Origin of the sequence: Microbispora sp. NPDC046973 (assembly GCF_040644495.1) — a bacterium.
GTDB lineage: Bacteria > Actinomycetota > Actinomycetes > Streptosporangiales > Streptosporangiaceae > Microbispora.
In genome coordinates this window covers 16,177-42,385 of record NZ_JBEYWQ010000044.1, presented here as the reverse complement: position 1 = coordinate 42,385, position 26,209 = coordinate 16,177, and the positions used below count along the sequence as shown (strand labels likewise).

Here is a 26,209-nt window from a genome sequence, read left to right as displayed (position 1 = left end):
CGCGCCCCCTTCCGGCTCAGGCCGTGAGCTGCTGCACGATGCCCAGACGGTCGGGGAGGACCTCGTACTCGACGATCCGGCCGTCGCGGAACCGGATCGTGCTGATGCTCTGGCCGGTGAAGCGGCGGCCGCTCGGCGGGGCGCCGAACACCTCGCCGCGCTGGATCCCCTCGATGGTCCAGTAGACGACGACCCGGTCGCCCTCGGCGAGGGTGTCCGTCACGGTCGCGGTCACGCCCTCGACCGCCGAACGCAGCCAGGTGATGTGCCGGACGAACCCGTCCCGCCCCAGGTTGCCCCCGGCCGGCCCGGCGGCGTCCGTCGCGTCCTCGGCGATGATTTCGCCGAGGACGTCGAGCCGGCCCTGCGAGACGACCTCCTCATAGAAGCGTCTGGCCACCGCGCGGTTGATCTCCGTGGTGCTCGTCTCCGTGGTGCTCGTCTCCGTGGTGCTCGTCTCCGTGGTGCTCACGGGCGATCTCCTTTTCTGGTCGGTACGAGGGTCACCGGCGTACGGCCGGCAGCGGGAGGATTCCGAGGCTCGCGTCGAGGCCGCCGTCGACGACCAGCGTGGTTCCTGTGACGTACGAGGCGGCGGGCGAGGTGAGGAACCAGACGGCCTCGGCCTGCTCGCGGGGCTCGGCGAACCGCTGGAGCGGCACGCGGCGCTCGATCTCGGCGGTGAGCACCGGGTCCTGGCGGACGCCCGCGTTGATGCGCGTCCAGGTGAGCCCGGGGGCGAGGGCGTTGACCCGAATGCCGTCGGGCGCGTGGTCGATGGCCGCGGCGCGGACGAGATTGATCACCGCGCCCTTCGAGGCGTTGTAGGCCCAGTTGCCGGGGTCGGCGCGCAGACCGGCGACGGAGGCGGTGACGACGATCGCACCGCCTCCCGCCGCCCGAAGCGCGGGCGCGGCGGCCCAGATGCCCAGGATCGGCCCGCGGAGGTTGACGGCGAGGATGCGGTCGGCGGCCTCCACCGCGCCGGGCGACTCCCACGGCCGGGTGCCGCCGATGCCGGCATTGAGCACGACCGCGTCGAGCCGGCCGAACTCCCGCTCCGCCAGCGCGACCGCGGCCACGTTGGTCTCCTCCAGGGACACGTCGCCGGCCAGCGTCACCACTCGGTCGAGCCTCGCGAGTTCCTTGAGCGCGCGCTCGTCGTGATCCACGGCGAGGACGGCGACGCCGCGCTCGGCGTACAACTCGGCGGTCGCCCGGCCGATGCCCGAGGCCGCGCCCGTCACGAGGACGGCGTGCGGGCCGGGGGTGGATGAGGTCATGGCAGGCCCTCCAGATTCATTGCGGGTGCGGCTCGTCCCGCCGCCCGCCCCGCGTCGATCCTCGGGACGGCGGCGAGCAGTTCGGCGGTGTAGGCGGCACGCGGGGCGTGGAAGACGTCCGCGACGTCGCCGGTCTCGACCAGGGCCCCGTCCTTCATCACCGCCACCCGGTCGCAGACCTGGCGGACGACGCCCAGGTCGTGCGAGATGAACAGCAGCGCCACCCCGGCCTCGCGCCGCAGCCGGGCGAGCAGGGCCAGGATCTGCGCCTGGACGGTGACGTCGAGCGCGGAGACCGGTTCGTCGCAGACGATCACCTCGGGCCCCGGGGCGAGCGCCCGGGCGATCGCCACCCGCTGACGCTGGCCGCCGCTCAACTGGGCAGGGCGCCGGTCCAGCAGGGTGTCGTCCAGCCCGACCTCGGCGAGCAGCCCGGCGACCCGGTCGCGCCGCAGGCGCCGCGGAATCCGTCCCGGCACCGCCTCCCCGACAACGTGCTCGACAGTGAACCGCGGGTCGAACGAGCTGAGCGGGTCCTGGTCGACGAGCTGGATGCGGGAGCGGCGGGCGCGGCGGGCGCGCTCCCGTGCCCCGCTCCACGCCTCGCCGCCGAGCAGCACGGTCCCGGCGTCGGGAGCGATCTCGGCCAGCACGATCCTGGCGGTGGTGCTCTTGCCCGACCCCGACTCGCCGACCAGGCCCAGCGCCTCGCCCGCGCGCAGGTCGAACGACACGTCGTCCACGGCCGTGCGCCACGAGCCGTCCGGGGAGCGGTAGCGCTTGGTGACCCCCCGCGCCGAGACGACCGCATGCTCCCTCACCCGGGGCGGCGGCGCCGGTTCGCCGGAGGCGGGCGGGGCGGGCCGGTCCCGCCCGGCGTGGAAGCAGCGGACCTCCCGTCCCGGCCCGTACGGCACGAGCGGCGGCGGCTCGGTGCGGCAGCGGTCGTCGGCCAGCGCGCATCGCGGCGCGTAGGGGCAGCCCTCGGCGGCCGGAGGGCCGGTGCGGACGAGGGGCAGCTTCAGCGCCGGGCCGTCCACGGCGGGCACGGCGGCCAGCAGATCGGCGGTGTAGGGGTGGGCGGGGGCCCGCAGCAGCGCGTCCGCCGGTCCCCGCTCCACGACGAGTCCCGCGTAGAGGACGGCGACATGATCGGCGAGCCGGGCCACCACCGCCAGGTCGTGACTGATGAGCAGCACCGCGGTGCCCGCCCGCGCGCGCTCCCCGAGCAGGTCGAGCACCTGCGCCTGCACGGTGACGTCGAGGGCCGTGGTGGGCTCGTCCGCGACCAGCAGCGACGGGCGGGCGGCGATCGCGGAGGCGATCAGGGCGCGCTGCCGCAGCCCGCCGGACAGCTCGTGCGGATACTGCAGGAACCGCACGCCGGGGTCCGGCACACCCGCCTCGGCGAGCAGTCCGATCACCTGGTCGTCGAGGTCGTCGCGGCCCGCCAGGCCGTGCACCTCCAGTGCCTCCGCCACCTCGTGCCCGACCCGGCGGAGCGGGTCGAGCGAGGTCAGCGCGTCCTGCAGCACATAGCCGATGCGACGCCCGCGCAGCCGCCGCCACTCTCGGCCGCTCAGCCGGCGCAGGTCGCGCCCCTCGAAGGACAGCGTCCGCGCCCGCACCCGCGCGCCCGGACCGGCGAGGCCGAGCAGCGTCCGTGCGGTGACGCTCTTGCCCGAGCCCGACTCGCCCACGACCGCGAGGCACTCCCCCGCGCGCAGGGACAGGTCGACGTCGCGCACGGCCCGCACGACGCCGCGCCGGGTGGCGAAGTCGACCGACAGCCCGGCCACCTCCAGCAGCGGCGCCTCGGTCATCCGGCCTCCCGCCCTTCGTAGCGGGCCTGCAGGGCCCGCCCCACGACGGTGGCGGACATGACGGTCAGCGTGATGGCCGCCCCGGGGAACAGGGCCAGGGTCCAGCTCACGTCGAGGTAGTCGCGCGCCTGTGCGAGCATCGCCCCCCATTCGGGGGCGGGCGGCTGCGGGCCGAGCCCGAGGAAGCTCAGCGAGGCCCCGGCGATGAGCGCGGTGCCCACGTTGATCGTGGCCAGGATCAGCAGCGGCGCGACGACGTTGGGCGCGATGTGCCGCAGCAGGATCCTGGCAGGCGTCAGCCCCAGGTTGACCGCCGCCCGCACGTACGCCGAGCCGCGGACCACCAGCGCCTGCGCCCGCACGACGCGGGCGAAGCCCGGTGCGAGCGCCACAGTGATGGCCAGGACGGCGTTGCGCGTGCCCGGCCCGAGGACGGCCACGACGAGCAGGGCCATCAGGATCGCCGGGAACGACAGCAGCACGTCGGCCAGCCGCATGGCCGCCTCGCCGGCGAGGCGGCCGCCGAGCACCGCCAGCAGGCCCCAGGCGGAGCCCGCGAGCCCGGCCAGCAGGGTGGAGCCGACGCCGACCAGCAGCGACGGCCGGGCGCCGAAGACCAGCCGGGCGAACACGTCACGGCCGAGCTGGTCGGTGCCGAGCGGGTGGCCCGCCATCGGACCGCGCAGCGCGAGGGCGGGGTTCACCTGGTCCGGTCCGTGGGCGAGCAGGCCGGGGGCGAGGGCGGCGAGGCAGACGATCGCGAAGAACGCGACGGCCAGTGCCAGGCCCACCTGCGCGGCCTCCACCCGCACGCGTGGGAGCGGTACGCCGTACGAGCCCGGGGCGATCACGCGACGGCCTCCCGGATGCGGGGATCGACGAGCCCGTAGAGCAGGTCGAGTCCGGTGTTGATCAGCGAGAACGTGAGCGCGGAGAGCACGACCACGCCCGTCACCACCGGGAAGTCCCGCCCGCGCACCGCCGCCACCACGACGTGGCCGAGGCCCTGGCGGGCGAAGACGGTCTCCACGACGACCGTCCCGGCGAGAAGCTCCCCGAGCACCCAGCCGGAGAGCGTGAGCACCGGCAGCGCGGCGTGCCGCAGCGCGTGGCGCACCCGGATGCGGTGCTCGGTGGCGCCCCTCGACCTGGCGGTCAGCGCGAACGGCTGGTCGAGGGCGCGTTCGAGACCCTCCCTGGTGACCTGGGCCAGCACACCGGCGATGGGCAGCGCGAGCGCGGCGCACGGCAGCACCAGCGCGGCCGCCCCTGCGTCGCCGAGCACCGGGAACCAGCGCAGGTGGAAGGAGAACCCGGCCAGCAGCAGGATGCCGATCCAGAAGTTCGGCGTCGAGATCGAGCAGAACTCCAGGGTGCGGGAGATCGCCCGCACGCGCGGCCTGCCCGCCGTCATCAGGGCCAGCGCGACCGCCAGGCAGAAGCCGAGGAGGGCCGCCCCCGCCGCGAGGGACAGGGTAGGGCCGATCTGCTCGCCGATCACGCGGCTCACCGGCCTGCCGAGCTGGTAGGAGCCGCCGAGGTCGGCACGCAGAAGCCGCCCGAGGAACAGGGCGTACTGCACGGCGACCGGCTCGCGCAGGCCGTACTGGTCGCGGATCGCGTCGAGCACCTCGGGGGTGGCGTTGGCCTGGACCCCGCCCGCGATGATCCGGGCGGGGTCTCCGGGCACCAGCCGCATGCCGGCGAAGGCCAGCGTCGCGGCGCCCCACAGCACGAAGAGGGTCAGCACCAGCCTGCGGGTCAGCCGGCGAGCCAGCGGAGCCATCGAAATCAGGCCCCCAGCCAGGCGCCGTGGAAGACCGGGTAGGTCTGGGCGTCGAAGGCGACGCCGCGCACCTTCGCCGAGAAGGCGGTGAGCTGCACGGGAGTGTAGAGCGGCAGCACGTACGCCTGCCGGAGCACCTCGTGCTGCACAGCGGCGTAATCCTTGTCCGCCGTGGCCGGGTCGGAGGTCTCCGCCGCCTCCTCCACCCATGTGTCGATCTGCGGCGAGTCCACCAGCGCGACGTTGCCGCCGGCCTTGGCATAGGTGTTGCCCGAGGCGAACGCGAAGCGCAGCACGTCGGGTGTGGGCCGGGCGAAGCTCACATCCACCAGGTCGTAGGCGCCCCCGATGAGGTACTTGCCGACGAACGCCCCGGTGTCCACGGGCGGTCGTTCGATCCTGATGCCGACGAGCTTGGCCTGGGCCTGGATGCCCTCGGCGAGCACGTCGCGCTGCTCCTTGTTGCCTTCCGCCCAGTAGGGCCAGGTGAGGGTGAGGGTCTTGCCGTCCTTGGCGCGGTAGCCGTCGGCGTCCGTCTTCGTCCAGCCCGCCTCATCGAGCAGCCGCTTCGCCTCGGCCGGGTCGTACGACGCCAGTTCGCTCTCGGCCGTCGGGTCGTAGGCCGCCGTGGTGCGGCTGAGCGGATTGCGCGCGACCGGGAAATGACCGAAATAGATGTTGCGCACGAGTTCTTCGACGTTCACCGCGGCCGACAGTGCGCGCCGCACGCGCACGTCCCGCAGCGGCCCGCGGGTCTGGTTCAGATAGAGGTTGTAATTCAGGCCTGGAGTCTCCTGGGAATTCAGGGTGAAACCGGCGAGGGAACGGAGCTTTCCCGCGTTCACCGGGGGTACGCCGGCGATCGCCTGCACCTGCCCGCTGGTGAGGGCGCCCCACCGGGTGGCGTCCTCCGGGACGAACTCGAACACCAGGGTGTCGAGGTAGGCCGCCCCCTGGTGGGACGCGCCGGCGGGAGGCGAGGCGTATCCGGCGTTCCTGCGCAGCGTGACGCGCTTGTCCTTCTCCCAGGATGCGTAGGAGAAGGGGCCGGTGCCGACCGGCCGGTAGTCCGCGACCGGCTTCGTGAGCGCCGCCGGGCTCTGGATGCCCAGGTAGGGCACCGACAGCGCCTGCAGGAACGGGGTGAAGGGCCGCTTCAGCGTCACCTCGACGACGTGGTCGCTCACCACACGCGACTTCTCGTACGGCGCGATCAGCGAGGCGGCGTAGGCGGACTTGGTGGCCGGGTCCACCACGTGGTCGAGGCTCGCCTTGACGGCCTCGGCCGTGAACGGTGTGCCGTCGTGGAAGGCGACGCCCTCCCTGAGGGTGAACGTGTAGGTCTTCCCGTCGGCGGACACGGTCCACTTCGTCGCGAGCCAGGGCCCGAAGGTGTCCGGGCCGATCTGCACGACCAGGGAGTCGAAGATGTTGCGGTCGATCAGGCCGGTCACCGCGGTGGCCGCGACGGCCGGGTCGAGCGACACCTGCGTGCCGGCCAGGGCGTAGGTGAGGGTGCCGCCGGTCACCGGGCCTCCGCCCGCCGCCCGGCCCGCCGGCCGCTCCTCCCCGCCGCCGGCCGAGACGGCCACTACGACGGCGGCGACGGCGATCACGGTCAGCACGGCCCCCAGGACGGCCGGGCGTCTGGAGCGCAGGCTGCGCCTCCTCCTGACCGGTCCGTCGTCGACGCGGATGGCGGTGTCGTCGCTCAGTGACATCGGTGGAACCTTCTCTGTCGCACGTGGGGGCACAGGGAGTCGCGGAGGAAACAGGCGTGCGCAGGCACCCGGGTCAGGCCCATGCGGCGGGACCGCACCATCCCGCACGGGCCCGCCGCACGGGTCCGCCGCATCGGCCCGTCACACCGGCTCGTCACACGGGCGGAGCCCAACCCTGCGAATGCCCCGGGAAATACCGTTCGGCGGATATTCTTATTTCCGATCCGGCGGCTAGATCACACCATATTCCAGCGGTGCGGTCAATATAAGACTTCTATTGTCGCAGCCGATCGGATTCGCCGATCGACATCAATTCGAATTCCCGATGGGAATCTGACCGGAACGCGATCCGGGGAAATGCGCGACAGACGAGAAGAAGGCGTTGAGGGCCTCTCCCGCCCGTGCCTCGATGGCCGGGTCGAGACCCTGCCGGCTCACCAGGCGCAGCCCGACGGCCTCCTGCGGGGGAAGCGGCGCGATCTCCTCCAGGCCGTCCGGGACGCCGTACGCGATGGGCAGCAGGGCGAGACCGAGGCGCGCGCGGGCCGCCGCCAGCACGCCTTCGAGGTTGCTGGCCTCCGTCGTGATGCGAACCGACCAGCCGAGGCGTTCCAGCACGCGTACGGCCTGCCCTCGCAGGGCGCACGGCTCCTGGAAGGCGACCAGCGGCACCGGCCGGTCCGGAAGCGGGAGGAACAAGCCCGGGGCCCCGAGCCAGCGCAGTGGCAGTGTGGCGACCTGCCTGCCCCCGACGTTGGGCACCACGCCGAGGATCAGCGCCATGTCGAGCGTGCCGCGCAGGGTCGCCTCGGCCAGCGTCGTGCTGCGGTCCAGCCGGAACACGACATCCTGGGCGGGCAGCGCCGACATCAGGGCGCCGAGGAGGTCGGGCAGCGCCCCGTATCCCGCGTGCTCGACCGCGCCCACGGTCAGGGTGGCGGGACGCTCCGCACCGAGGCGGCCCATGGCCTCGTCGTGCACGGCGAGCAGCCGCCGCGCCTCCACCAGCAGCGCCTCGCCCGCGACCGTGAAACGGGTCGACCGGCCGGTCCGCTCGACCAGCGGCTGCCCGATGACGCGTTCCAGCGATCGGACGTGCTGGCTCACCGTCGGCTGGCTGGTTCGCAGTGCGGACGCGGCCCGTCCGAAGCCGCCGCACTCGGCGATGGCCACGAAAGTTCGCAGTTGCACGAGATCGAGCAATGCTCCCATGGCCGCATCATAGCCTAAAACCCACATTACCTACATAGAATTGGGGCTGTTATTTCGCGGCCCATCGGCGGACGGCCGCCGCGAACTCCTCACGCGTCACCTCGTCGCCGCTCTCCAGCGGGTGGGAGACGAGCCGCCTGCCACACCGGTCGATCGGCGGCACCCGGGCGGAGAGGCCGTGCGAGACGAAGATGCGAGGACGGCCGGGCCCGGATCACCGGCGCTGCGGATCCCGCCGAGAATCGGCGCCGCGAACCCCGGCGAGAACGCGAGCACGGTGTGGAACGAACCACCGTCGCCCATAGTCCGAAGGAGCTTGACGGAGGCTCATCCGGCAGGTTACGGTCGGGACCGAAACTGAAGATCAAGAACGGGGCGCGTGGTCTCGGGCCCGCCGGTCCTGCCGTCACCGTGCCCGGCCCGCGCGCTCCCGTCGTGACGGCGACGCCACCGGCGGGGCCGGGGCGAGGGCGCCGCATGACGTCTCCGGTGGAGGCGTTTGCTCACCCTCCTCACGCTGCGCGGGCCAGGGAGGGGCGCGCGGAGTCGGGACGGCGGTCTCGGCGCGCGGACCGGCCGGCGCGGCTCGAGCTACCGACTAGCGAAAGGGACCCGGCACTGTGCGGAAAGTGCTCTCTGTGTTACTCACGCTACTGGCGGGAACGGTCTTGGGGGTCATCACTCTCCCGTTTCCGGCCCAGGCCGGAATTTGGCACGAATATCCGGTGGCGGCCAACAGGACCTGCAGCGCCACCGCGGTCTACAACGGGACCAGCTACCAGACGTGCCTGGAGTTCAACGACGCCCGCACGCAAGTGCGCGCCATCGTCTTCGTCAAGCCGGGCGCGTACACCAACTTCCAGGCCAACCTCACGCTCTCGTTCGGCGGCGGCGGTCCCGTCATCTCCGACTCGTGCCCGACGATGACCGGGAACTCCCCGCGCGCCTGCTACACCGCGTTCACCGATCTGCGGCGGCCGTACGCGGTGGTCGACGCGAACGTGGGCATCGCGGGCACGTGGATGACGCCCCTGCGCGCGCTCGACATGCGGCTGTCCCCTAAGGAGCAGGAGAACTCCAACTGGTGCGGACCCGGCGCCGTGCAGACCATCATCGCCACGATGGGCCTATCCGCTCCGCCCCAGTCCACCCTGGCGAACCTCATGGAGACCACGGCCCTGGGCACGATGCCCTGGATGATGAAGCTCGGTCTCAACGGGTACGTTTCCCAGGACTTCCCCTACGGCGACTACCGCGTGCCCAGCACCGGGCTCGCCCGCATCCGGGGCCTCGAGGTCGTCGTGAAGTCGCTCTCGCGGGGGCGGCCCGTCGCGGTGCTGGTCAAGCCGGGGCAGCTCCCCTGGTCCCCCGGCAGTTCGGCGTACTACCGGCACTACATCGTCATCCACGGGTTCGGCGGGCACCAGTGGTCCGAGCCGGGCTTCTGGCCCTGGGTGCCGGACAACTTCAAGGTCTGGGACCCGGGTTCGGGCCACGAGGGCAACCTCACCATGGACCAGTTCTTCCTCGCCGTGCTCGGGGCCGACAGCAGCGACGACGCCTGGGTGATCTCCACGTAGGGCCTGCTCTCTCCGGGACCTGTTCGCCGGGGCCGGGTCACCCGGCCCCGGAGCGCCCGCGTGCGCTCACTCGGGCGCCAGCCACCAGCGGACCGCGGCGGCGGCCGTCTGCGACGGCGCCTGGTGCCCGCCGCGGAACTCCTCGTACGTCACCTCGTAACCGCTCTCCCGCAGCTCGGGAACGAGCCGCCTGCTGCACCGGTCGATCGGCAGCACCCGGTCGGAGACACCGTGCGAGACGAAGATCCGGGGACGGCCGTGCCGGATCATCGGTGCCATGAACCCCGGGGAGAACGCCAGCACGGCGTGGAACAGGTCGCCGTTGGCCAGGCCCAGCGACAGGGCGTAGGAGGCGCCGTCGGAGAAACCCGCCACGGCCACGCCGCCGAGATCGACGGCCGCGCGGGAGAACACCTCCTCCAGCGCGGCGTCGACCCGTGACACGTCCGCCCCGTATCCGCCGACGATCACGTCCCAGGTGGCGGACACGGCCTGCGGCGCGAGCAGCAGCACGCCGAGCTCCTCGGCCTGGGGCCGCAGCCACTCAAGCGCCTGCTCCGCCGCGCCGCCCGCGCCGTGCAGCACGACGGCGAGCGGGGACGGGCCGGGTCCCGGGGCGGGCGGCACGTAGAACAGGGCACGTCCGCCCAGGCGATGCAGTCCCGGCACGAGAGGCGCGGCGTGCTGAGGCGGCACCGCGACGGGACGGGCGGACAGCCGGCCGTGTCGCACACCCTCCTCAGGCTCCGGATGGGGCCGGCTGCGCTCCGGAGTGGCCATCGGCCTCACCCCCCGCCCAAGGTCTACCCCTCCTGACCGCCGGTCACCTCGTCCCGCATGGCCTCACCGGCGCTGCCGTCCTCCGCCTCCCCCGCCGCTTCGTGGGCGGCTCGGCCCCGCCGTCTCCCCGGACATATGGGCGACATGCTCGGCCGCCGCCACTTCCAGCCGCTCGTTCTCGTGCCGCTCGGTCATGCCGATCCTCCCTCCTCTGCCCACTCTCGTCCCGGTGCGGGCAGGGAGGGGTCACAGCCCGGCGATTCCTGCCTCACGCGCGCCCGGTCATCCGCCATGCCTGGCGGGTGGTAGCCGTCGGCGACGTTCCCGGGCCGGGCGGAGCGGGCGGCGGCCGCGGCGGCGCGGCTGACGTGTGCCTTGACCGTCGTCTCGGTCATGGTCGGTCTTCGAGGTGTCGCGCCGCTCGGCGAACACGCTGATGGGCCGCCTGGTCATGGTGGGGGCGAGCATGGTCGACCGCATGGTGGCGCACGACGCGGGCGGGCCGGCCGCCAATGTCAAGGGCATCCGCGGCGTCGGTGGCCGCGAACGACCATGCCTGGGCGCATGTCTAAACCGCCCGCACTGAAGCAGTCCCCTTCTGTTGCCCGGCCTGCGACGGCCGATGTCCACGCCTCGCGCATCCTTCCAATCACCATTTGTGCCCATTCACGCGCGGAGCGGCGCTGGCGAGAGACGATGCGTCGGTGAACGGGCGTAGATCGTGGTGGCCGATCCTGGTTGCTGGAGCAGTAGTTGCCGCACTGGCCGTCGCGGTGGGCATGGTGGCACATGTCCTCGACCCCGACGACAAGGTCAACCGTGCCGATCTTGTGTCCCTCGTCCTGGCTGCGCTGGCACTCGCGGCGCCGGTGGTCGTGTGGGCCAGAGGCAAGGCCGCTCGTACGCCGCCCGCAGCCGGGGAGATCATTATCCTTGCGAAGACGGCTTTGACCGACCAGGTCGCCGAGCAGTGGCGCACCGAGGCGACGATCCGATCGCTGGGCGACCCCGAACCGATCCCCGTCTCCTGGCAACTGACCGACAACCCGGGCCTGATGGATCACCCCCGCCTGATCGGCGACCAGCCGCTGACCTTCATCGCCACCAGCGACCGGATCCCGCAGCTCGCCGAGAACTTCCGGGCGTTGCGCCGCCGCCGGCTGGTCATCACCGGCGGCCCGGGCAGCGGCAAGACCACACTGGCGGTGCAGCTGCTGCTGCACCTGGCCGACGATCGCCGCCCCGAGGAGCCGGTCCCGGTACTGTTCGCCATCGCCGGCTGGGACACCACCGTCCACCCGCGGCTGCACGACTGGCTGGCCACCCGGCTGGCCCAGGACTACCCGGCCCTGACCCACCCCGCCTACGGGCCCGGCGCGGCCAAGACGCTGGTCGACCGCGGCCACATCCTGCCCATCCTGGACGGGCTGGATGAACTACCCGACGACGCCCGCGCCGGGGTGATCGCCGCACTCAACGGCTCCCTCGCCGACCGCGACCAGTTCATCCTCACCAGCCGGACCGGCGAACTGGCCGCCGCCCTGGACCAGGCCGGGGACGTGCTGACCGCCGCCGCGGTCATCGCTCCCCGCCCCCTCACCCCGCAGGCCGCCGCCACCTACGTGCGTACCTGCCTGCCGCCGCGCCCCCGCCACGACTGGACCCCCATCCTGGAGGCGTTGGAGCGCGCCGACCCGCCGGGCCTGGCCGAGGTGGCCTCCAGTGCGCTCGGGCTGTGGCTCATCCGCACCGTCTACATCACCTCCGTCACCGACCCCGCCCCGCTGACCGGCCCCTTCGCCGACGACCCCGGCAGGCTGCGCGCCCACCTGCTCGACCACCTGATCCCCGCCACCATCCACGCCCGGCCCCCCACCCGCAACCCCGCTGAGCACTTCCGCCCCCGCCACGCCTGGGACCCCGACCAGGCCCGCCACTACCTGGCCTACCTCGCCCGCCAACTGACCGCACACGACACCCGCGACCTCGCCTGGTGGAACCTGGCCAACCTCACCACCACCCCCGCCCAGCAACGACGGATCGCCCGCGGGTTCGGGCTCGTGGGCGGGCTCGTGGGCGGGCTCGTGGGCGGGCTGTTGATCGGGGCCTTGCTCGGGCTCAGGACCGGGCTCGTGGGGGGGCTCGTGACCGGGCTCGTGGGCGGGTTCATGTCCGGGCTCGTGTTCGAGCATGTCGCCCAGCAATGGGTCAACGAGACACCTGGCTATGCCGATCTGCGACTCCATGGAAGAACGACCAGCCTCATCAAACGCATCGCAAGAAACCTCCCTGGCGGGCTCGTGCTCGGGCTCGTGGGCTGGCTCGTGTTCGGGCTCGTGGGCTGGCTCGTCTTCGGGCTCGTGTTCGGGCTCGTGTTCGGGCTCCTCGAGTGGGCGGAACAACCCGCGTCCACGACCATCGCGATCACGCCCCAGTCGACATGGAACGCCGACAGAACTCTCACCCTTTTACGAACACCGGCGCTCTGGCTCGTGGGCGGGATGCTGCTCGGGCCCTTGTACGGGCTCATGGCCGGGCTCGGGAGCGCGCTCACGTTGGGGCTCGTGGGCGGAAAACATCATGCGTGGTTGGGCGGCGAAATCACCATCCGACGTCTCGCCCGGGCGGGACACGTCCCCCGCACGCTGATGGCATTCCTCGACGACGCCCACCGCTTGGGTCTGCTGCGCACGGTCGGCCCCATCTATCAGTTCCGTCACGCTGACCTGCACGACCATCTTGCCGCCCTGCCTCGCGAACACGCATGACACCAGTCGCGGGATGAGAGGCACCTCAGCTATCGCCGCATATCCGCTGAATGGCCTGATCACAACGGCCAGGCGATCGACCTGACCGGGCTGACGACCGGTGAGGCAGTGCCGCACCGGTCGTCAGCGGGGACTTCGGAGGGCGCTACCCGGGTGGTCGGTGTGTCGGCGTGGTCGTCTCCCAGCACCCGGCGGCGCGCCCCGCCCGGCGCCTTCGCCTCACGCCCGGGTGGCGGTGATCACCTCCGCGACCAGGGCGGGCGAGGTGACCCGGCGGACGTACTCGGGCTGGCGCAGCTCACCGCCCATGAAGGGGTACGGGTTGCGGTGGACGGCCGGGCTGGGCTCGTCCACCAGGGCGGCGAAGTGGATCTCCCTGGCCCCGGTCGTCTCGACCACCCGGCTGACGTTGCGCGGCGTGATGCCGCCCCCGGGCATGACGACCAGCCGGTCGCCGGCCCGCCGCACCAGTTCGGCGATCAGCGGTGCGCCTTCCAGGGCCGAGCTGTCCTGGCCGGAGGTGAGCACCCGGTCGACCCCCAGGCCGGCCAGCGTCTCCAGCGCGGCGAACGGGTCGGCCGTCATGTCGAAGGCCCGGTGAAAGGTGACCGAGAGCTCCCCGGCCGCGTCGATCAGCCGTTTGGACACCTCGGTGTCCACCTCCCCGGCCGGGGTGAGCGCGCCGATCACGACGCCCTGCGCCCCGGCGCCGCGTACGGCCGCCACGTCGCGGACCATCGCCGCGACCTCGTGCTCGTCGTAGACGAAGTCGCCGCCGCGCGGCCGGATGATCACGTGGACCCGGATCGAGGAGACCGCCGCCAGCGTGGCCTCGACCGTGCCCAGGGTGGGCGTCAGGCCGCCCTCGAACAGCGCGGCGCACAGCTCGACACGGTGCGCGCCCGCCCGCTCGGCGGCCAGCGCCCCGGCCGTGCTGTCGATGCAGATCTCGTACGTCAGGCTCATGCTCTCCCCCACTGGAAAACGGCCGTTAGAAAGCCGCATGGATCTCGCCGACCGGGACGCCCCCGCCCAGCACCGGGACGGTCGTGAACTCGGCCGCCGCCGAGACGTCGGCGCCCGCGGCCCGCAGCGCGGCGAGCGCGACGGCGGTCGTCGCCCGGGGGCCGCCGTCGATCGCCTTGACGGCCGCCGCGTGCCCGGAGGCGAGCGCCACGACCAGCACTCCCTCGGCGCCGCCCTTCACCAGGGCGCCGGGCAGCGCCCGCATCAGGCGGGTGTTCACGTGGCCGGTCCCGCCGACGTACTCCGGGTGCGCCCGCATGGCGTCGGCGACCGCGCGCGGCGGCGTCCCCGGCGCGGACACGACCATGGCGCGAACGGCTCGGGCCAGGCCCGTCAGCGAGATCCCGAACAGCGGGGCCCCGCAGCCGTCGACGGCGACGTGGGCGGCCTTCTCCCCCGACAGCTCCTCCACCACCGACCTGACCCGCTCCTGCACGAAGTGGCCGGGGTCGAGATAGGAGGCGGTGGGCGCTCCGGCGGCCACGGCGGCGGCGAGCATCGCCGCGTGCTTGCCCGAGCAGTTCATCCGCTCCCGCGACGGCCCGAGGCCGGCCCGCACCAGAGCCTGCCGGGCGGCCTCGTCCTCCGGCCAGTCGGGCGGGCAGCGCAGGTCGCCGAAGCCGAGTCCGGCCTCGCCGAGCATCTCGGCCACGAGCCGCACGTGGAAGTCCTCCCCCGTGTGGCTGCCCGCGGCGATCGCGAGCGCGGGGCCCTGCAGGTGGGCCCCGGCGAGCAGGCAGGCGAGGGCCTGGAACGGCTTGGCCGACGAGCGCGGCAGCACCGGCTCGTCCACCGGGCCGCGCGCGACGGCGACCTCGCCGCCCGCCGACAGCGCGACCGCGCCGCCGAAGTGGACGCTCTCCACGAAGCCGGACCGCACGACCTCCGCGAGCGGGGCGTATTCAGCGAGGGACACGGATGATTCTCCTGCCACGGGTGATCCTTCTGCGCGGGCCGCCCCTGCCCGCCACGGAGCGGTCGAGGGAACGGGCGAGCGCGGACAGCGACGCGTTGACCACGAGGTAGACCAGCGCGACGACGATGTACGTCTGGATGAGCAGGCCGTTGTAGTTGGCCAGCACCTTGCCGCTGTAGAGCAGCTCGGCGTAGCTCACGACGAAGCCGAGCGAGGTGTCCTTCAGCAGGCCGACCGACTGGCTGACGATCGAGGGCAGCACCCGGCGGGCCGCCTGCGGCAGCACGACCAGCCGCATCGACTGCCCGTGGGTGAGCCCGAGGGCCAGGGCGGCCTCCCCCTGCCCCCGCTCCACGGACATGATCCCGGCCCGGAAGATCTCGGCGAACGCCGCCGCGTTGGACACGGCCAGCGGCACCACGAGCTTCCAGAACAGCGGCAGGTCAAGGCCGTACCTCGGCAGCGCGAACAGCACGAGGTAGACCAGCAGCAGCGCCGGGATCGTCCGCACGGCCTCGACGTACGCGGCGGACGGCAGGCGGACCGCCCGGCGCCGCGACAGCCGTCCGAGCGCGAGGGCGATCCCGGCCGCCATCGCGAGCGCGGCGGACACGACGGCGGCCAGCGCCGTGGACCACAGCCCGCCGAGCAGGTAGCGCCACATCGGCCAGGTCGCGTACGGCTGCCAGCGCTCGGCGGCGAGCTGCCCGTTGGCGGCGAACTGGCGCACGGCCAGGGCCAGCAGGGCGAGCAGCACCAGCACGCCCGCGGCGGTGGCCAGGCGGATGCGCCGCCGGGCGCGCGGGCCCGGCTCGTCGAACAGCAGGTTGCTCACCGCGCCACCGCCAGCCGCCGCTCGAGCCGCCCGGTCACGAACCCGGCGCAGGCGGCGATCGCCGCGTACGCCAGGCCCGCCCCCACGAAGATCGGGATGGGCTGCGCCTCCAGCAGGTTCACCCGGTTGGCGGCGGCGGTCAGCTCGACCACGCCGACGGCCGCCGCGAGCGAGGTGTTCATCGTGAGCGCGATGAAGATGTTGCCGATCGGCTGCACGACGGTCCGCAGCGCCTGGGGCAGCACGACGTGGCGCAGCGACTGGCCGAACGTCAGCCCCAGGGCGCGGGCCGCCTCGCCCTGACCGGCGGAGATCGCGTTGACGCCCGAGCGGAGGGCCTCGGCGATGTAGGCGCCCTCGTACAGCGCGATCACCACGATGGCCGTGGTGGTCAGGCCGGCCTTGAGCCCGATCTCGGGCAGGCCGAAGACCGCGAGCACGAGCAGCACGAGCAGCGGGAGGTTCTGCAGGGTCTCGACGTAGACGGTCGCGACCGTGCGCAGGACCGGGACCGGCCCGACCCGCATCGCCACGATCACGAGCCCCACGGCCGCGGCGCCGACGAACGACGCCGCGGTCATCTGGAGGGTCACGACCAGCCCCTGCCAGAACTCGGGCAGGTGATCAAGCAGCGCCGACATCAGGAACCCGGCACCGACCCGATCTCGGGCGGCGTGGGGGCCTCGCCCTGCACGACCGTGCCGAGGGAGTTCTTCCAGATGTCCTGCCAGACGCCGTTCGCCTGGATCTTCTTCAGCCAGTCGTTGACGAACGACTTGAACCGGTCGTCGCCGTGCTTGAGGCCGATGCCGTACGGGTCCTGGGTGAACGGCTTGGTCACGACCTGCAGTTCGGGGTCCTTCTTGGCGTCGGCGACGAGCAGCGTCTCGTCCTGCACGTAGGCGACGCCGCGGTCCTGCTTGAGCGCCTGGACGCACTCGGGGTCGCCGCCGAAGGTGATGATCTTCGCCTGCGGCGCGAGCTTCTTGATCGCGGGAATGGCGGGGGTGTTGGCCCCGGCGATGACGGTCTTGCCGTTCAGGTCCTGGGGCGAGGAGATCCCCGTCGTGCCCTTCTTCACCGCGATGGACAGGCCCGAGGAGTAGTAGGGCCCGGCGAAGGAGACCTGTTCGGCCCGCTCCGGGGTGATCGTGTAGGTCTGGAAGACCACGTCCACGGTCCCGTTGGCGAGCAGCGCCTCGCGGGTCTCGGACGCCGAGTTGACGATCTTCACCTTCGGCTGGCCGATGATGTACTTGGCCAGCGCCTTGCCGAGGTCGGCGTCGAAGCCCTCCACCTCGCCGGTGGCGGGGTTCTGCTGGGACAGCAGCGGCGCGTCGAGCGAGCCGCCGACGATCAGCTCGCCGCGCTGCTTGATCTTCTCCATCGTCGAGCCGGGCAGGATGTCCGCGGCGGCGGCCACCGGCGCCTTGGCGAGCACGCCACCGCCGCCGCCCTCGCTCGCCCCAGCGCCCGCGCCCGGCACGGCCGAGCCGGCCGAGTCCGTCCCGGCACAGGCCGTCAGGCCGGCCATCGCCACGGCGGCGACAGCGGCCACCCGCTTAATGGACACCATCGGGGTCCACCATCCTTTGCGATCAGTGCGTGAGTACCTTGGCCAGGAAGTCCCTGGCCCGATCGGTCCGGGGGGAGTCGAAGAAGGCGTTCGGCTCCCCCGTCTCGACGATCCGGCCGCCGTCCATGAACACCACGCGGTCGGCCGCGCGGCGCGCGAACCCCATCTCGTGGGTGACGACGACCATGGTCATGCCGTCGGCGGCCAGGCCCGTCATCACGTCGAGGACCTCGCCGACCATCTCCGGGTCGAGCGCCGAGGTGGGCTCGTCGAAGAGCATGACCTTGGGCCGCATGGCGAGCGCGCGGGCGATGGCGGCGCGCTGCTGCTGGCCGCCGGACAGCCGCGCGGGCTGCTTGGCGGCCTGCTCGGCGATGCCGACCCGGGCCAGCAGTTCGTGGGCGGTCCGCTCGGCCTCGGCGCGGCTCACGCCGCGCACCTTCATCGGCGCGAGCATCACGTTCTCCAGCACGGTCTTGTGCTGGAAGAGGTTGAAGTTCTGGAAGACCATCCCCACGTCGGCCCGCAGCCGGGCCAGCGCGCGGCCCTCCGCGGGCACGGGCACCCCGTCGACGAGGATCTCGCCCGAGTCCGCCGCCTCCAGCCGGTTGAGGCACCGGCACAGCGTCGACTTGCCGGACCCGGAGGGGCCGATCACCACCACGACCTCGCCGCGCGCCACGTCGAGGTCGACGTCGTGCAGCACGTGGTGGTCACCGAACCACTTGTTGAGGCCTCGTACCCGAATCATCGCCATCTTCCTTCGAAATCGAAGATAAGGCGGACCGTAATGGATGATTCTGGGCGAAGTCAACGCGCTGGCGCACAAAGTCAAGTCGTGGTATTCCTTCCTCCATGCCAGGCAAAGAGAGGTTGCCGGTGCGGGGGGCGCAGGGCGACCTCCTGCGCCTCGTCGCCGCCGGCCACGCCGAGTCGCGGGCGGAACTCGCCCGCCTGTCCGGCCTGGCGGCCTCCAGCGTCTCGCTGCGCGTCGAAGAGCTGATCGGCAGCGGGCTGCTGGTGGAGGAGGGCGCGGGCACCTCCCGCGGCGGCCGGCGACCCCGCCGGCTGCGGCTCAGTCCCAGCGCGGGACTGCTCGCGGTCGCCGACCTGGGCGCCCACCACGCGCGCCTCGGGCTCCTCGACCTCAGCGGCACCCCGCTGGTGGTCGAGGAGCGCCCCTGTGAGATCGCGGACGGCCCCGAGGCGACCATCGACTGGATGGCCGCGGCGTTCGAGGACCTGCTGGCGGCGCACGGCCCGCCCGGGGTCCCGCTGCGCGGGGTCGGCACGGGCATCCCCGGCCCTGTGGACCCGGCGACCGGCCGGGTCGTCGCGCCCTCGCGCATGCCCGGCTGGAACAACTTCCCCGTCGCGGAGCGCCTCGGCGCGCACTTCGACCTGCCGGTGCTCGTGGAGAACGACGCCAACCTCATGGCGGCCGGGGAGGCCAGGGCGTGGCCGAAGTGCGAGACGCTGATGGTGCTCAAGACCGGCAGCGGCATCGGCTGCGGCGTGATCGTGAACGGCGCGCTCCACCGGGGGCGGGGCGCGGCCGGGGACATCAGCCACGTGCGGGTCAGGAGCGACTCGTCGGTCACCTGCTCCTGCGGGCACGACGACTGCCTGGAGGCCTACGCCAGCGGCGCGGCCCTGATGAGCGTGCTCAACGAGCAGGGTTTCGAGGTGCGACGGCCGGCCGACGTCGTCGCGCTGGTCGAGGACGGGGTGCCCGAGGCCACCGCCCTCGTCCGCAACGCCGGCCGGCTCATCGGCGAGGTGCTGACCGTGCTGGTCAACTTCATCAATCCCGACGCGATCGTGGTCGGAGGCAGCCTGTCGCCGGCCGAGCCGCTGATCGCGTCGATCCGCGCGGCGGTGTACGAGCGGTGCCTGCCGCTGGCCACCCGCGACCTGGAGATCTCCACCACCCGGTCGGGGCCCGACGCCGCCCTGCTCGGCGCCGGATCCCTGCTGCTGGACGCCGTGCTCGCCTGAACACCGACCCCGAATGGACAGCCGTACGTGACCCGATACTGCCTCTTCGACCTCGACGGCACGCTGACCGACCCCGAGACCGGCATCGTCGCCTCGCTGCGGCACGCCCTTTCCGCGGTCGGGATCGCGGAGGTGGAGCACGAGCGGCTCCGCGCGCTGATCGGCCCTCCCCTTCAGGACGCCTTCCTCCTCCTCGGCGTGCCGCCGGAGCGTCTTGACGACGCGGTGCACGCCTACCGGGAGCGCTACACCGGCGGCGGGATGTACGAGAACGAGGTCATCGCGGGAATCCCCGCCGTGCTGGAGGCTCTCGTCGCCGGCGGCTGGACCCTCGCGGTGGCGACGTCGAAGCCGGCCGTCTTCGCGGAGAAGATCCTGGTGCACTTCGGGCTCGACGGCTTCTTCGCGTACGTGGCCGGGGCGACGCTCGACGGGTCACGGCGGCACAAGGCGGACGTGGTCCGGCACGCGCTCGACGTCCTCGGCGCCCCGCCCGAGGCGGCTGTCATGATCGGCGACCGCAGGGAGGACGTCGCCGGCGCGGCCGCCTGCGGTGTGCGGAGCATCGCCGTGACGTGGGGGTTCGGCGAGACGGCCGAATTCGCCGATCCCGGCCTGCTCGCCGTGGTGGACACGCCCGAACGCCTCCTCGAGGTGCTGTCATGCACGGCGGGCGCCCCTCCGGCAGGCTGACCGCCGTAGCCGCAGGGCGGCGTCGGCGGAAAATGGTTTCAGGCCCGAAGGCCGAACCTCTACCGTGTACGCCGTGACGACTCAGGTGATCGTGCTCAACGGCGGATCGAGCGCCGGCAAGTCCGAGATCGTCCGGCACCTGCAGGCGGTCCTGCCGCAGCCGTGGCTCGCCTTCGGGGTCGACTCGCTCATCGAGGCGATGCCCCGGTCCATGCAGGGCACGGACACGGGAATCGAGTTCGCCCCCGACGGCGCCGTGGACGTCGGGCCGGAGTTCATGGCGCTGCAGTCGGCGTGGATGGAAGGGATCGCGGCGATGGCCCGCGCCGGGGCCCCGGTGATCATCGACGACGTCTTCCTCGGTGGCGGGGCGACCCAGCAGCGGTGGCGGGGGGTTCTCCGCGGGCTGGACGTCCTGTGGGTCGGCGTCAGGTGCGACAGCGCGGTCGCCGCCGAGCGCGAGAGGGCCCGGGGAGACCGGATCCCGGGCATGGCCGTGTCGCAGGCGGCGGTGGTCCACGAAGGCGTGGTCTACGACCTGGAAGTGGACACCACGCACACCGAGTCCCTGAGGTGCGCGCAGATCATCGCCGCTCGCGTGGACAAGGGGATCGCTCCGCAGAGGAAGTAGAGGCGGTTCGGCGAGACGGAGCCGGACGGTCCGGACTCGACCGGCTTGCCGTCAAGCGAGACACGGGACGGGAGCAGGCCGCAGGGCGCCTATCTCCGGCACCTCCTACGAGAAACGCAAGCCCACCGAGCGCACCCACCCACAGGGCCACAACACAAGCGTCTTTCGTCAACTATTGGATGAAAACGCACAGATGCTATCGATCACGCAGGATTAACACGGCAACCGAGCACGCGAGCGACCCAATCTCGGCCAGCGGAGCGGCGCGGGGATGAGCGTTGAGATATGGCGAGGCACCTGAAACCAGGTTAGACGAAACTCACCGGACCGAAAACCCTTGAACCTCGGGGAGCATGCCTCTGTACGCAGAGGGGTCGAAACCTGCACCGCCTGGGCCGGTATACGAGTTCGATATCGTCTTGACTTGATCGGGATGGATATGGCTACATCACTGTCGTGATAAATGCCTTCCTATCGGAACATCCCCATCATTCCCACGTATTCGAATCAAGAGGATACGCGCCCTCCTCGCTCCGCGGGAAACGCGGCTCATTCCACGTATCAGTCGCCTGGCTGACTCGGCGGCTGGCCGGCCTCGCGACCGCTTTGGCGATAACAGCCGGCCTCGTGGCCCTGCCAGCACCGGCTGCCTCGGCCGCCGACATCACGACCGACCTGGGCATCACGAGCGGCGGTGACGTGGTAGCGGGAGGAGGCAAGGCATACATCGCCGGGGACGACCGAATCCTCGTCGTCAACGCCAACGGCACGCGCAACGCCGCCATCACCGGCCTGTTGGGTGCGCTGAGCCTTGCCATCACACCGGACGGCACACGGCTGTATACGGCGCTACGCGATCAGAACGAGGTTATGGAGCTCGATACCGCCACTCTCGACACCACACGCCTGATCAGCCTGGCCGAATACCCATGCCCGACCAACGTGGCGTTGTCGGGCAGATGGCTCTGGGTCGGATACGGGTGCGACCAATGGGATGGCGGTGTCGTCCGCCTCGACCTATTGGAACAGACGCCACGACCGACCCAGGTGGCAGCGACCTATGCCAGCCCCAAGCTCGCCGCCGCCGGAAATACTCTGGTTGTCGGCGACTCGGGGCTCAGCCCGGCCAGCCTGAGGGTGTATGACGTGAGCACGACCCCGGCCACCCTGCGCGGCATCATCGACGGCCACGACTACGACACGGGCTTCCTGGGAGACCTCGCCATCACACCGGACGGCTCGACGATCATCGCGGCATTCCCCGATTCGGACGAATACTTCGCCTGGGACACGACCAGCCTCCAGAAGGTCCGCGCCTACGGCCCGGGTCCGGCCTCCGGCTACTACCTGCCGGTCGTCGCGGTCAGCCCGGACGGAACTCACGTCGCGGGCGGACGTGGGACCAGGTCCGGACTAGGCGTGACCCTGTACGAGAGCGCGACGGCGGCCCCGGTCCACACCGGCACTCTCACGGATCATGGCGGTCTGATGGACCTGCGGAGTCTCACGTTCTCGGGTGACGACCTGTTCGCCGTGTGGCGAGACGTGGACAGCGACCAGCTGCACCTGTGGCGGCTGGAAACCGGCACGCTCCCGGAATCCACGCTGACCCTGACGGCTCCGTCCACCGGGACGGGGGCCGACATACTCACCCTGACCGGCCGGCTCACGCTGCCCGACGGGTCGGCTCCGGGTGAGCAGCCGCTTTCTGTGACCCGCCACGTGGACGACAGCGCCGGCACCACCTTGGGAGTGACGACCGCGGAGGACGGCACGTTCACCTTCAAGGACAGGCCGAGACGCGCGGGGGTGATCAGATATGACGTGGTCTGGAACGGGAGTCCGACCGCGCACTGGAGCGCCGCCTCGGCGACCGTCACCTTGGTCAAGGCGGAATCGTCGATCACCCTGTCCGGACCGGCGACGGGCGTCGCCGGCACACAACTCACGTTCAGCGGTGTGCTTTCCCAGGGTGGTCAACCCCTGGGTTCCACCACCCCGTTGCGGATCCTGCGCGAGGTCACCAACAGCAAGGGCACTGTGGTCACCGCGCTGCCGTCCGTGTCCAGGATCACCCCAGACGGACGATTCCGCTTCATGGATACACCTGCCGAGGCGGGCGAGTATTCGTATCGCGTTGAGTGGGACGGCGACCGGGCGAGCCTGCCGACGACGGCCACTTTCAATCTGACGGTCGAAGAGGCGCCGCAGGAATGACCGGCACGGCGGCCTCGGCCTGGACGACCCAGGCCGTGGCCGCTGTTGCGATCCTCTAGGCGACGTGCCGCGCCGGGGTGGCCGCGGCGAGGCGTACGGCGTTGGCCGCGGCGTCGTCGATCTCCCGCTGCGCCGCGAGGTCGGCCTCCACGCCGGACCGGTAGGCCTCGATCTCCGCGCGCACCCGGTCGTCGTCCCAGCCGAGGACGGGCGCGACCAGCGCGGCGACCTCGGGGGCCGCCGTGAGACCGTGGTCGCGCTCCTCGATGAAGACCCGGGTGCGCCGGACCAGGACGTCCTCCAGGTGCAGCGCTCCCTCGTGCGTGACCGCGTACACGGCCTCGGCCTTGAGGTAGCCCTCCGCGCCGGGGATCGGCTCGCCCAGGCCGGGGTCGGCCTCGATCAGCGCGAGCACCTCCTCGACGCAGGAGCCGTACCGGCCGAGCAGGTGCTCGACGCGCGCGACGGGCAGCGCCGCGCGCCCGGCGAGGCGGCGCCGGTTGTTGCGCAGCGCCTCGAATCCGGCGGCCCCGAGGACGGGGACGCGGTCGGTGACCGACGTGGGCACCTTCTGGCCGAGGTCGGCCACCGCGACGTCGACGGCGTCCTTGGCCATCACGCGGTAGGTGGTGTACTTGCCGCCCGCGACGATGACCAGGCCGGGCTCGGGCCGGATGACCGCGTGCTCCCTGGACAGCTTGACGGTCTCCGACCCCGCTGCCGACCCGCCCAGCAGCGGGCGCAGTCCCGCGTAGACGCCCTCGATGTCGTCGTGGGTGAGCGGCGTCCGCAGCACGGCGTTGACGTGCTCCAGGATGTAGTCGATGTCGGCCCGGGTGGGGGCCGGCTCGACCTTGTCCAGGTCCCAGGGGGTGTCGGTGGTGCCGACGATCCAGTGCGGGCCCCAGGGGATGACGAACAGCACGCTCTTCTCGGTGCGCAGGATCAGCCCGGTGTCGAGGCGGATCCGCTCCCTCGGCACGACGAGGTGCACGCCCTTGGACGCCTGGACGGTCACCGACCCCCGTGAGCCCGGCGACGCCCCCGCGAGCCGCTGGATCTCGTCGGTCCACACGCCGGTGGCGTTGATCACCTGGTGGGCCCTGACGCGCAGCTCGGCGCCGCTTTCCAGGTCGCGCACCACCGCGCCGGTGACCCGGCCTCCTCCGTCCGGGAGCTCGTCCCGGAGGAATCCGGTGACCTTGGTCCGGGTGGTGACGCACGCGCCGTACTGCATGGCCGTGCGGGCCACCGTCATCGTGAACCGGGCGTCGTCGACCTGGGCGTCGTAGTACTGGATCGCCCCGACGAGCGCGTCGCTGCGCAGGCCGGGAGCCTCGCGCAGGGCCCGGCTGTGACTGAGCTGGCGGTGCCGCGGCAGCGCGCGGGCGCCGCCGAGCGTGTCGTAGAGCAGCACGCCCGCGCCGATGTAGCCGCGCTCCCACACCCGATGACGCAGCGGGAACAGGAACGGCACCGGACGGACCAGATGCGGGGCCAGCCGGGTCACCAGCAGGCCCCGCTCCCTGAGCGCCTCCCGCACCAGCCGGAAGTCGAGCTGCTCCAGATAGCGCAGCCCGCCGTGGATCAGCTTGCTCGACCGGCTCGAGGTGCCGGCCGCGAGGTCACGGGCCTCCACCAGCGCGACGGACAGGCCGCGCGAGACCGCGTCGAGCGCGACCCCGGCGCCGACCACCCCGCCCCCGACGACCAGGACGTCGAACTCGTCCTCGGCCAGCCTCCGCAGCGCCGCCTCCCGAGCGCGGGGACCCATGGGTACAGACATATCGGTGTTGACTCCCTCGTATCGTCGTCAGCCGGCTCAGTCGACGTCGACCCAGTCGAGCGTCCGCTGAACGGCCTTGCGCCATCCGGCGTAGCCGCGCTCGCGCTGCTCGTCGCTCCAGGTGGGCTCCCAGCGGCGGTCCTCGTGCCAGTTCCGCTTGAGGTCGTCGGTGGACTTCCAGAAGCCGACGGCGAGCCCGGCGGCGTACGCGGCGCCGAGCGCGGTGGTCTCGGCGACCACCGGACGCGACACCGGGACGCCGAGGATGTCGGCCTGGAGCTGCATGCACAGCTCGTTGGCCGTCACGCCGCCGTCCACCCGAAGCACATCGAGGACGACGCCGGAGTCCTGCTCCATCGCGCCGACCACGTCCTTGGTCTGGTAGCAGATCGACTCGAGCGTGGCGCGGGCCAGATGGGCGTTGGTGTTGTAGCGAGACAGGCCGACGATGGCGCCGCGGGCGTCGGACCGCCAGTAGGGCGCGAACAGGCCGGAGAACGCGGGCACGAAGTAGACGCCGCCGTTGTCCTCGACCTGCCGGGCCAGCGCCTCGCTCTGGGACGCCCCCGAGATGATGCCGAGCTGGTCGCGCAGCCACTGCACGGCCGAGCCGGTGACCGCGATCGATCCCTCCAGGGCGTACACGGGCTTGGCGGAGCCGAACTGGTAGCAGACCGTGGTCAGCAGGCCGTTGCGGGAGCGCACGAGCTCGGTGCCGGTGTTGAGCAGCAGGAAGTTGCCGGTGCCGTAGGTGTTCTTGGCCGCGCCGGGCTCGAAGCAGACCTGGCCGACGGTCGCGGCCTGCTGGTCGCCGAGGTCGCCCGCGAGGGGGACCTCGCCGCCGAGCGGGCCGCCGGCGCGGGTCACGCCGTAGAGGTCGGGGTTGGAGGAGGGCCGGATCTCGGGGAGCATCTGGCGGGGGACGCCGAAGAACGACAGCAGCTCGTCGTCCCAGTCGAGCGTCTCCAGGTTCATCAGCATCGTGCGGCTGGCGTTGGTGGGGTCGGTGACGTGGACGCCGCCGTCGACGCCGCCCGTCAGGTTCCACAGCAGCCAGGTGTCGGTGTTGCCGAAGATCGCGTCGCCGCGCTCGGCGGCCTCACGAACGCCGGGGACGTTCTCCAGGATCCACTGGATCTTGCCGCCGGAGAAGTAGGTGGCGGGCGGCAGGCCGGCCTTGCGGCGGATCACCTCGCCCTTGCCCTCCCGCTCCAGGGCGGAGGCGATGCGGTCGGTGCGGGTGTCCTGCCAGACGATGGCGTTGTAGTACGGCCTGCCGGTGCGCCGGTCCCAGACGACGGCGGTCTCGCGCTGGTTGGTGATGCCGAGCGCCGCGAGGTCGGAGGCCTGCAGGCCCGCGGTCCGCATCGCGGTCTCGACGACCGCGCGGGTGCGCTCCCAGATCTCGGTCGGATTGTGCTCGACCCAGCCCGCCTGCGGCAGGATCTGCTGGTGCTCCAGCTGGTGGCGGGCGACCTCGTTGCCCCCGTGATCGAAGATCATGAAGCGGGTGCTGGTCGTCCCCTGGTCGACCGCGCCGACGTAGTCTGCCATTCTCGTTGCGCCTCTCGTTCGTGT

General features: G+C 72.1%; 24 protein-coding genes. 7 read left to right on the top strand and 17 right to left on the bottom strand.

The window, feature by feature from the left end; all coding sequences use genetic code 11:
- Positions 1 to 16 precede the first annotated feature (16 nt).
- Complete coding sequence (locus ABZ860_RS39690) at positions 17 to 472, bottom strand: ester cyclase (protein WP_357230857.1); 456 nt, start codon at positions 470 to 472, stop codon at positions 17 to 19.
- Between ABZ860_RS39690 and ABZ860_RS39685 the strand changes: the two genes are divergently transcribed.
- Positions 383 to 583 (top strand): pentapeptide repeat-containing protein, encoded by a 201-nt coding sequence (locus tag ABZ860_RS39685; RefSeq protein WP_357230871.1) that lies wholly within the window; start codon positions 383 to 385, stop codon positions 581 to 583. The genes ABZ860_RS39690 and ABZ860_RS39685 overlap by 90 nt on opposite strands.
- Here the strand turns inward: ABZ860_RS39685 and ABZ860_RS39680 are convergent.
- The 6 genes from ABZ860_RS39680 to ABZ860_RS39655 form a co-directional block, all read right to left on the bottom strand.
- Positions 504 to 1,283 (bottom strand): SDR family oxidoreductase, encoded by a 780-nt coding sequence (locus ABZ860_RS39680; protein WP_357230854.1) that lies wholly within the window; start codon positions 1,281 to 1,283, stop codon positions 504 to 506. The two genes, ABZ860_RS39685 and ABZ860_RS39680, sit on opposite strands and share 80 nt — an antisense overlap.
- Positions 1,280 to 3,106 carry an ABC transporter ATP-binding protein gene (locus ABZ860_RS39675; protein WP_357230852.1) on the bottom strand — a complete coding sequence of 609 codons (1,827 nt, stop codon included), beginning with the start codon at positions 3,104 to 3,106 and terminating at the stop codon, positions 1,280 to 1,282. Before ABZ860_RS39675 ends, ABZ860_RS39680 begins: the two co-directional genes overlap by 4 nt.
- Positions 3,103 to 3,957: an ABC transporter permease gene (locus ABZ860_RS39670; protein ID WP_357230849.1), complete on the bottom strand. Its 855-nt coding sequence runs from the start codon at positions 3,955 to 3,957 to the stop codon at positions 3,103 to 3,105. Before ABZ860_RS39670 ends, ABZ860_RS39675 begins: the two co-directional genes overlap by 4 nt.
- A complete protein-coding gene (locus ABZ860_RS39665) occupies positions 3,954 to 4,892 on the bottom strand; it encodes an ABC transporter permease (protein ID WP_357230846.1) in 939 nt (312 codons plus the stop codon). The genes ABZ860_RS39670 and ABZ860_RS39665 overlap by 4 nt, the downstream gene beginning before the upstream one ends.
- 5 nt (positions 4,893 to 4,897) lie before the next feature.
- The gene (locus ABZ860_RS39660; RefSeq protein WP_357230843.1) at positions 4,898 to 6,613 is read right to left on the bottom strand and encodes an ABC transporter substrate-binding protein; all 1,716 of its coding nucleotides are present in this window, start codon (positions 6,611 to 6,613) and stop codon (positions 4,898 to 4,900) included.
- 309 nt (positions 6,614 to 6,922) lie between these two features.
- Positions 6,923 to 7,825, bottom strand: a complete 903-nt coding sequence (locus ABZ860_RS39655) for a LysR family transcriptional regulator (RefSeq protein WP_357230840.1) — start codon at positions 7,823 to 7,825, stop codon at positions 6,923 to 6,925.
- Positions 7,826 to 8,550: 725 nt separating this feature from the next.
- Here ABZ860_RS39655 and ABZ860_RS39650 point away from each other — a divergent pair.
- Entirely contained in the window at positions 8,551 to 9,405 is an 855-nt protein-coding gene (locus ABZ860_RS39650) for a C39 family peptidase (protein WP_357230837.1), read from the top strand.
- A gap of 66 nt (positions 9,406 to 9,471) precedes the next feature.
- Here ABZ860_RS39650 and ABZ860_RS39645 read toward each other — a convergent pair whose 3' ends face one another.
- Together ABZ860_RS39645 and ABZ860_RS39640 are read right to left on the bottom strand one after the other, a co-directional pair.
- Complete coding sequence (locus tag ABZ860_RS39645) at positions 9,472 to 10,137, bottom strand: hypothetical protein (protein WP_357230834.1); 666 nt, start codon at positions 10,135 to 10,137, stop codon at positions 9,472 to 9,474.
- A 111-nt stretch (positions 10,138 to 10,248) separates the two neighbouring features.
- Positions 10,249 to 10,380, bottom strand: a complete 132-nt coding sequence (locus ABZ860_RS39640; RefSeq protein WP_357230831.1) for a hypothetical protein — start codon at positions 10,378 to 10,380, stop codon at positions 10,249 to 10,251.
- 509 nt (positions 10,381 to 10,889) lie between these two features.
- Between ABZ860_RS39640 and ABZ860_RS39635 the strand changes: the two genes are divergently transcribed.
- Positions 10,890 to 12,953 (top strand): NACHT domain-containing protein, encoded by a 2,064-nt coding sequence (locus ABZ860_RS39635; protein WP_357230828.1) that lies wholly within the window; start codon positions 10,890 to 10,892, stop codon positions 12,951 to 12,953.
- A 219-nt stretch (positions 12,954 to 13,172) separates the two neighbouring features.
- On the opposite strand, the gene ABZ860_RS39630 is transcribed toward ABZ860_RS39635, so the two are convergent.
- From ABZ860_RS39630 to ABZ860_RS39605, 6 genes are read right to left on the bottom strand one after another with little or no spacing between them, the layout of a single operon-like run.
- Complete coding sequence (locus ABZ860_RS39630) at positions 13,173 to 13,919, bottom strand: copper homeostasis protein CutC (protein WP_357230825.1); 747 nt, start codon at positions 13,917 to 13,919, stop codon at positions 13,173 to 13,175.
- Positions 13,920 to 13,944: 25 nt separating this feature from the next.
- The gene (locus ABZ860_RS39625) at positions 13,945 to 14,895 is read right to left on the bottom strand and encodes an asparaginase (protein ID WP_357230821.1); all 951 of its coding nucleotides are present in this window, start codon (positions 14,893 to 14,895) and stop codon (positions 13,945 to 13,947) included.
- Positions 14,882 to 15,730, bottom strand: coding sequence for an amino acid ABC transporter permease (locus ABZ860_RS39620; RefSeq protein ID WP_357230818.1), 849 nt, complete (start codon positions 15,728 to 15,730; stop codon positions 14,882 to 14,884). The genes ABZ860_RS39625 and ABZ860_RS39620 overlap by 14 nt, the downstream gene beginning before the upstream one ends.
- Positions 15,727 to 16,371: an amino acid ABC transporter permease gene (locus ABZ860_RS39615; protein WP_193209183.1), complete on the bottom strand. Its 645-nt coding sequence runs from the start codon at positions 16,369 to 16,371 to the stop codon at positions 15,727 to 15,729. Before ABZ860_RS39615 ends, ABZ860_RS39620 begins: the two co-directional genes overlap by 4 nt.
- Positions 16,371 to 17,306 carry a glutamate ABC transporter substrate-binding protein gene (locus ABZ860_RS39610; protein ID WP_357230814.1) on the bottom strand — a complete coding sequence of 312 codons (936 nt, stop codon included), beginning with the start codon at positions 17,304 to 17,306 and terminating at the stop codon, positions 16,371 to 16,373. Before ABZ860_RS39610 ends, ABZ860_RS39615 begins: the two co-directional genes overlap by 1 nt.
- Positions 17,307 to 17,328: 22 nt before the next feature.
- Complete coding sequence (locus tag ABZ860_RS39605; RefSeq protein ID WP_357230811.1) at positions 17,329 to 18,057, bottom strand: amino acid ABC transporter ATP-binding protein; 729 nt, start codon at positions 18,055 to 18,057, stop codon at positions 17,329 to 17,331.
- A 104-nt stretch (positions 18,058 to 18,161) separates the two neighbouring features.
- On the opposite strand from ABZ860_RS39605, the gene ABZ860_RS39600 reads away from it, so the two are divergent.
- The 4 genes from ABZ860_RS39600 to ABZ860_RS39585 all read left to right on the top strand — a co-directional run bounded on the left by ABZ860_RS39600 (position 18,162) and on the right by ABZ860_RS39585 (position 22,845).
- Complete coding sequence (locus ABZ860_RS39600; protein WP_357230808.1) at positions 18,162 to 19,304, top strand: ROK family protein; 1,143 nt, start codon at positions 18,162 to 18,164, stop codon at positions 19,302 to 19,304.
- 27 nt (positions 19,305 to 19,331) lie between these two features.
- Positions 19,332 to 19,997, top strand: a complete 666-nt coding sequence (locus tag ABZ860_RS39595) for an HAD hydrolase-like protein (RefSeq protein ID WP_357230805.1) — start codon at positions 19,332 to 19,334, stop codon at positions 19,995 to 19,997.
- 73 nt (positions 19,998 to 20,070) lie between these two features.
- Positions 20,071 to 20,628 (top strand): chloramphenicol phosphotransferase CPT, encoded by a 558-nt coding sequence (cpt, locus tag ABZ860_RS39590; RefSeq protein ID WP_357230802.1) that lies wholly within the window; start codon positions 20,071 to 20,073, stop codon positions 20,626 to 20,628.
- A 627-nt stretch (positions 20,629 to 21,255) separates the two neighbouring features.
- Positions 21,256 to 22,845, top strand: a complete 1,590-nt coding sequence (locus ABZ860_RS39585; RefSeq protein WP_357230800.1) for a hypothetical protein — start codon at positions 21,256 to 21,258, stop codon at positions 22,843 to 22,845.
- Between the two features lie 55 nt (positions 22,846 to 22,900).
- Here ABZ860_RS39585 and ABZ860_RS39580 read toward each other — a convergent pair whose 3' ends face one another.
- Positions 22,901 to 24,619 carry a glycerol-3-phosphate dehydrogenase/oxidase gene (locus tag ABZ860_RS39580; protein WP_357230797.1) on the bottom strand — a complete coding sequence of 573 codons (1,719 nt, stop codon included), beginning with the start codon at positions 24,617 to 24,619 and terminating at the stop codon, positions 22,901 to 22,903.
- Between the two features lie 48 nt (positions 24,620 to 24,667).
- On the bottom strand, positions 24,668 to 26,185 hold the full coding sequence (glpK, locus tag ABZ860_RS39575) for a glycerol kinase GlpK (protein ID WP_357230794.1): 1,518 nt from the start codon (positions 26,183 to 26,185) through the stop codon (positions 24,668 to 24,670).
- Between the last annotated feature and the right edge of the window lie 24 nt (positions 26,186 to 26,209).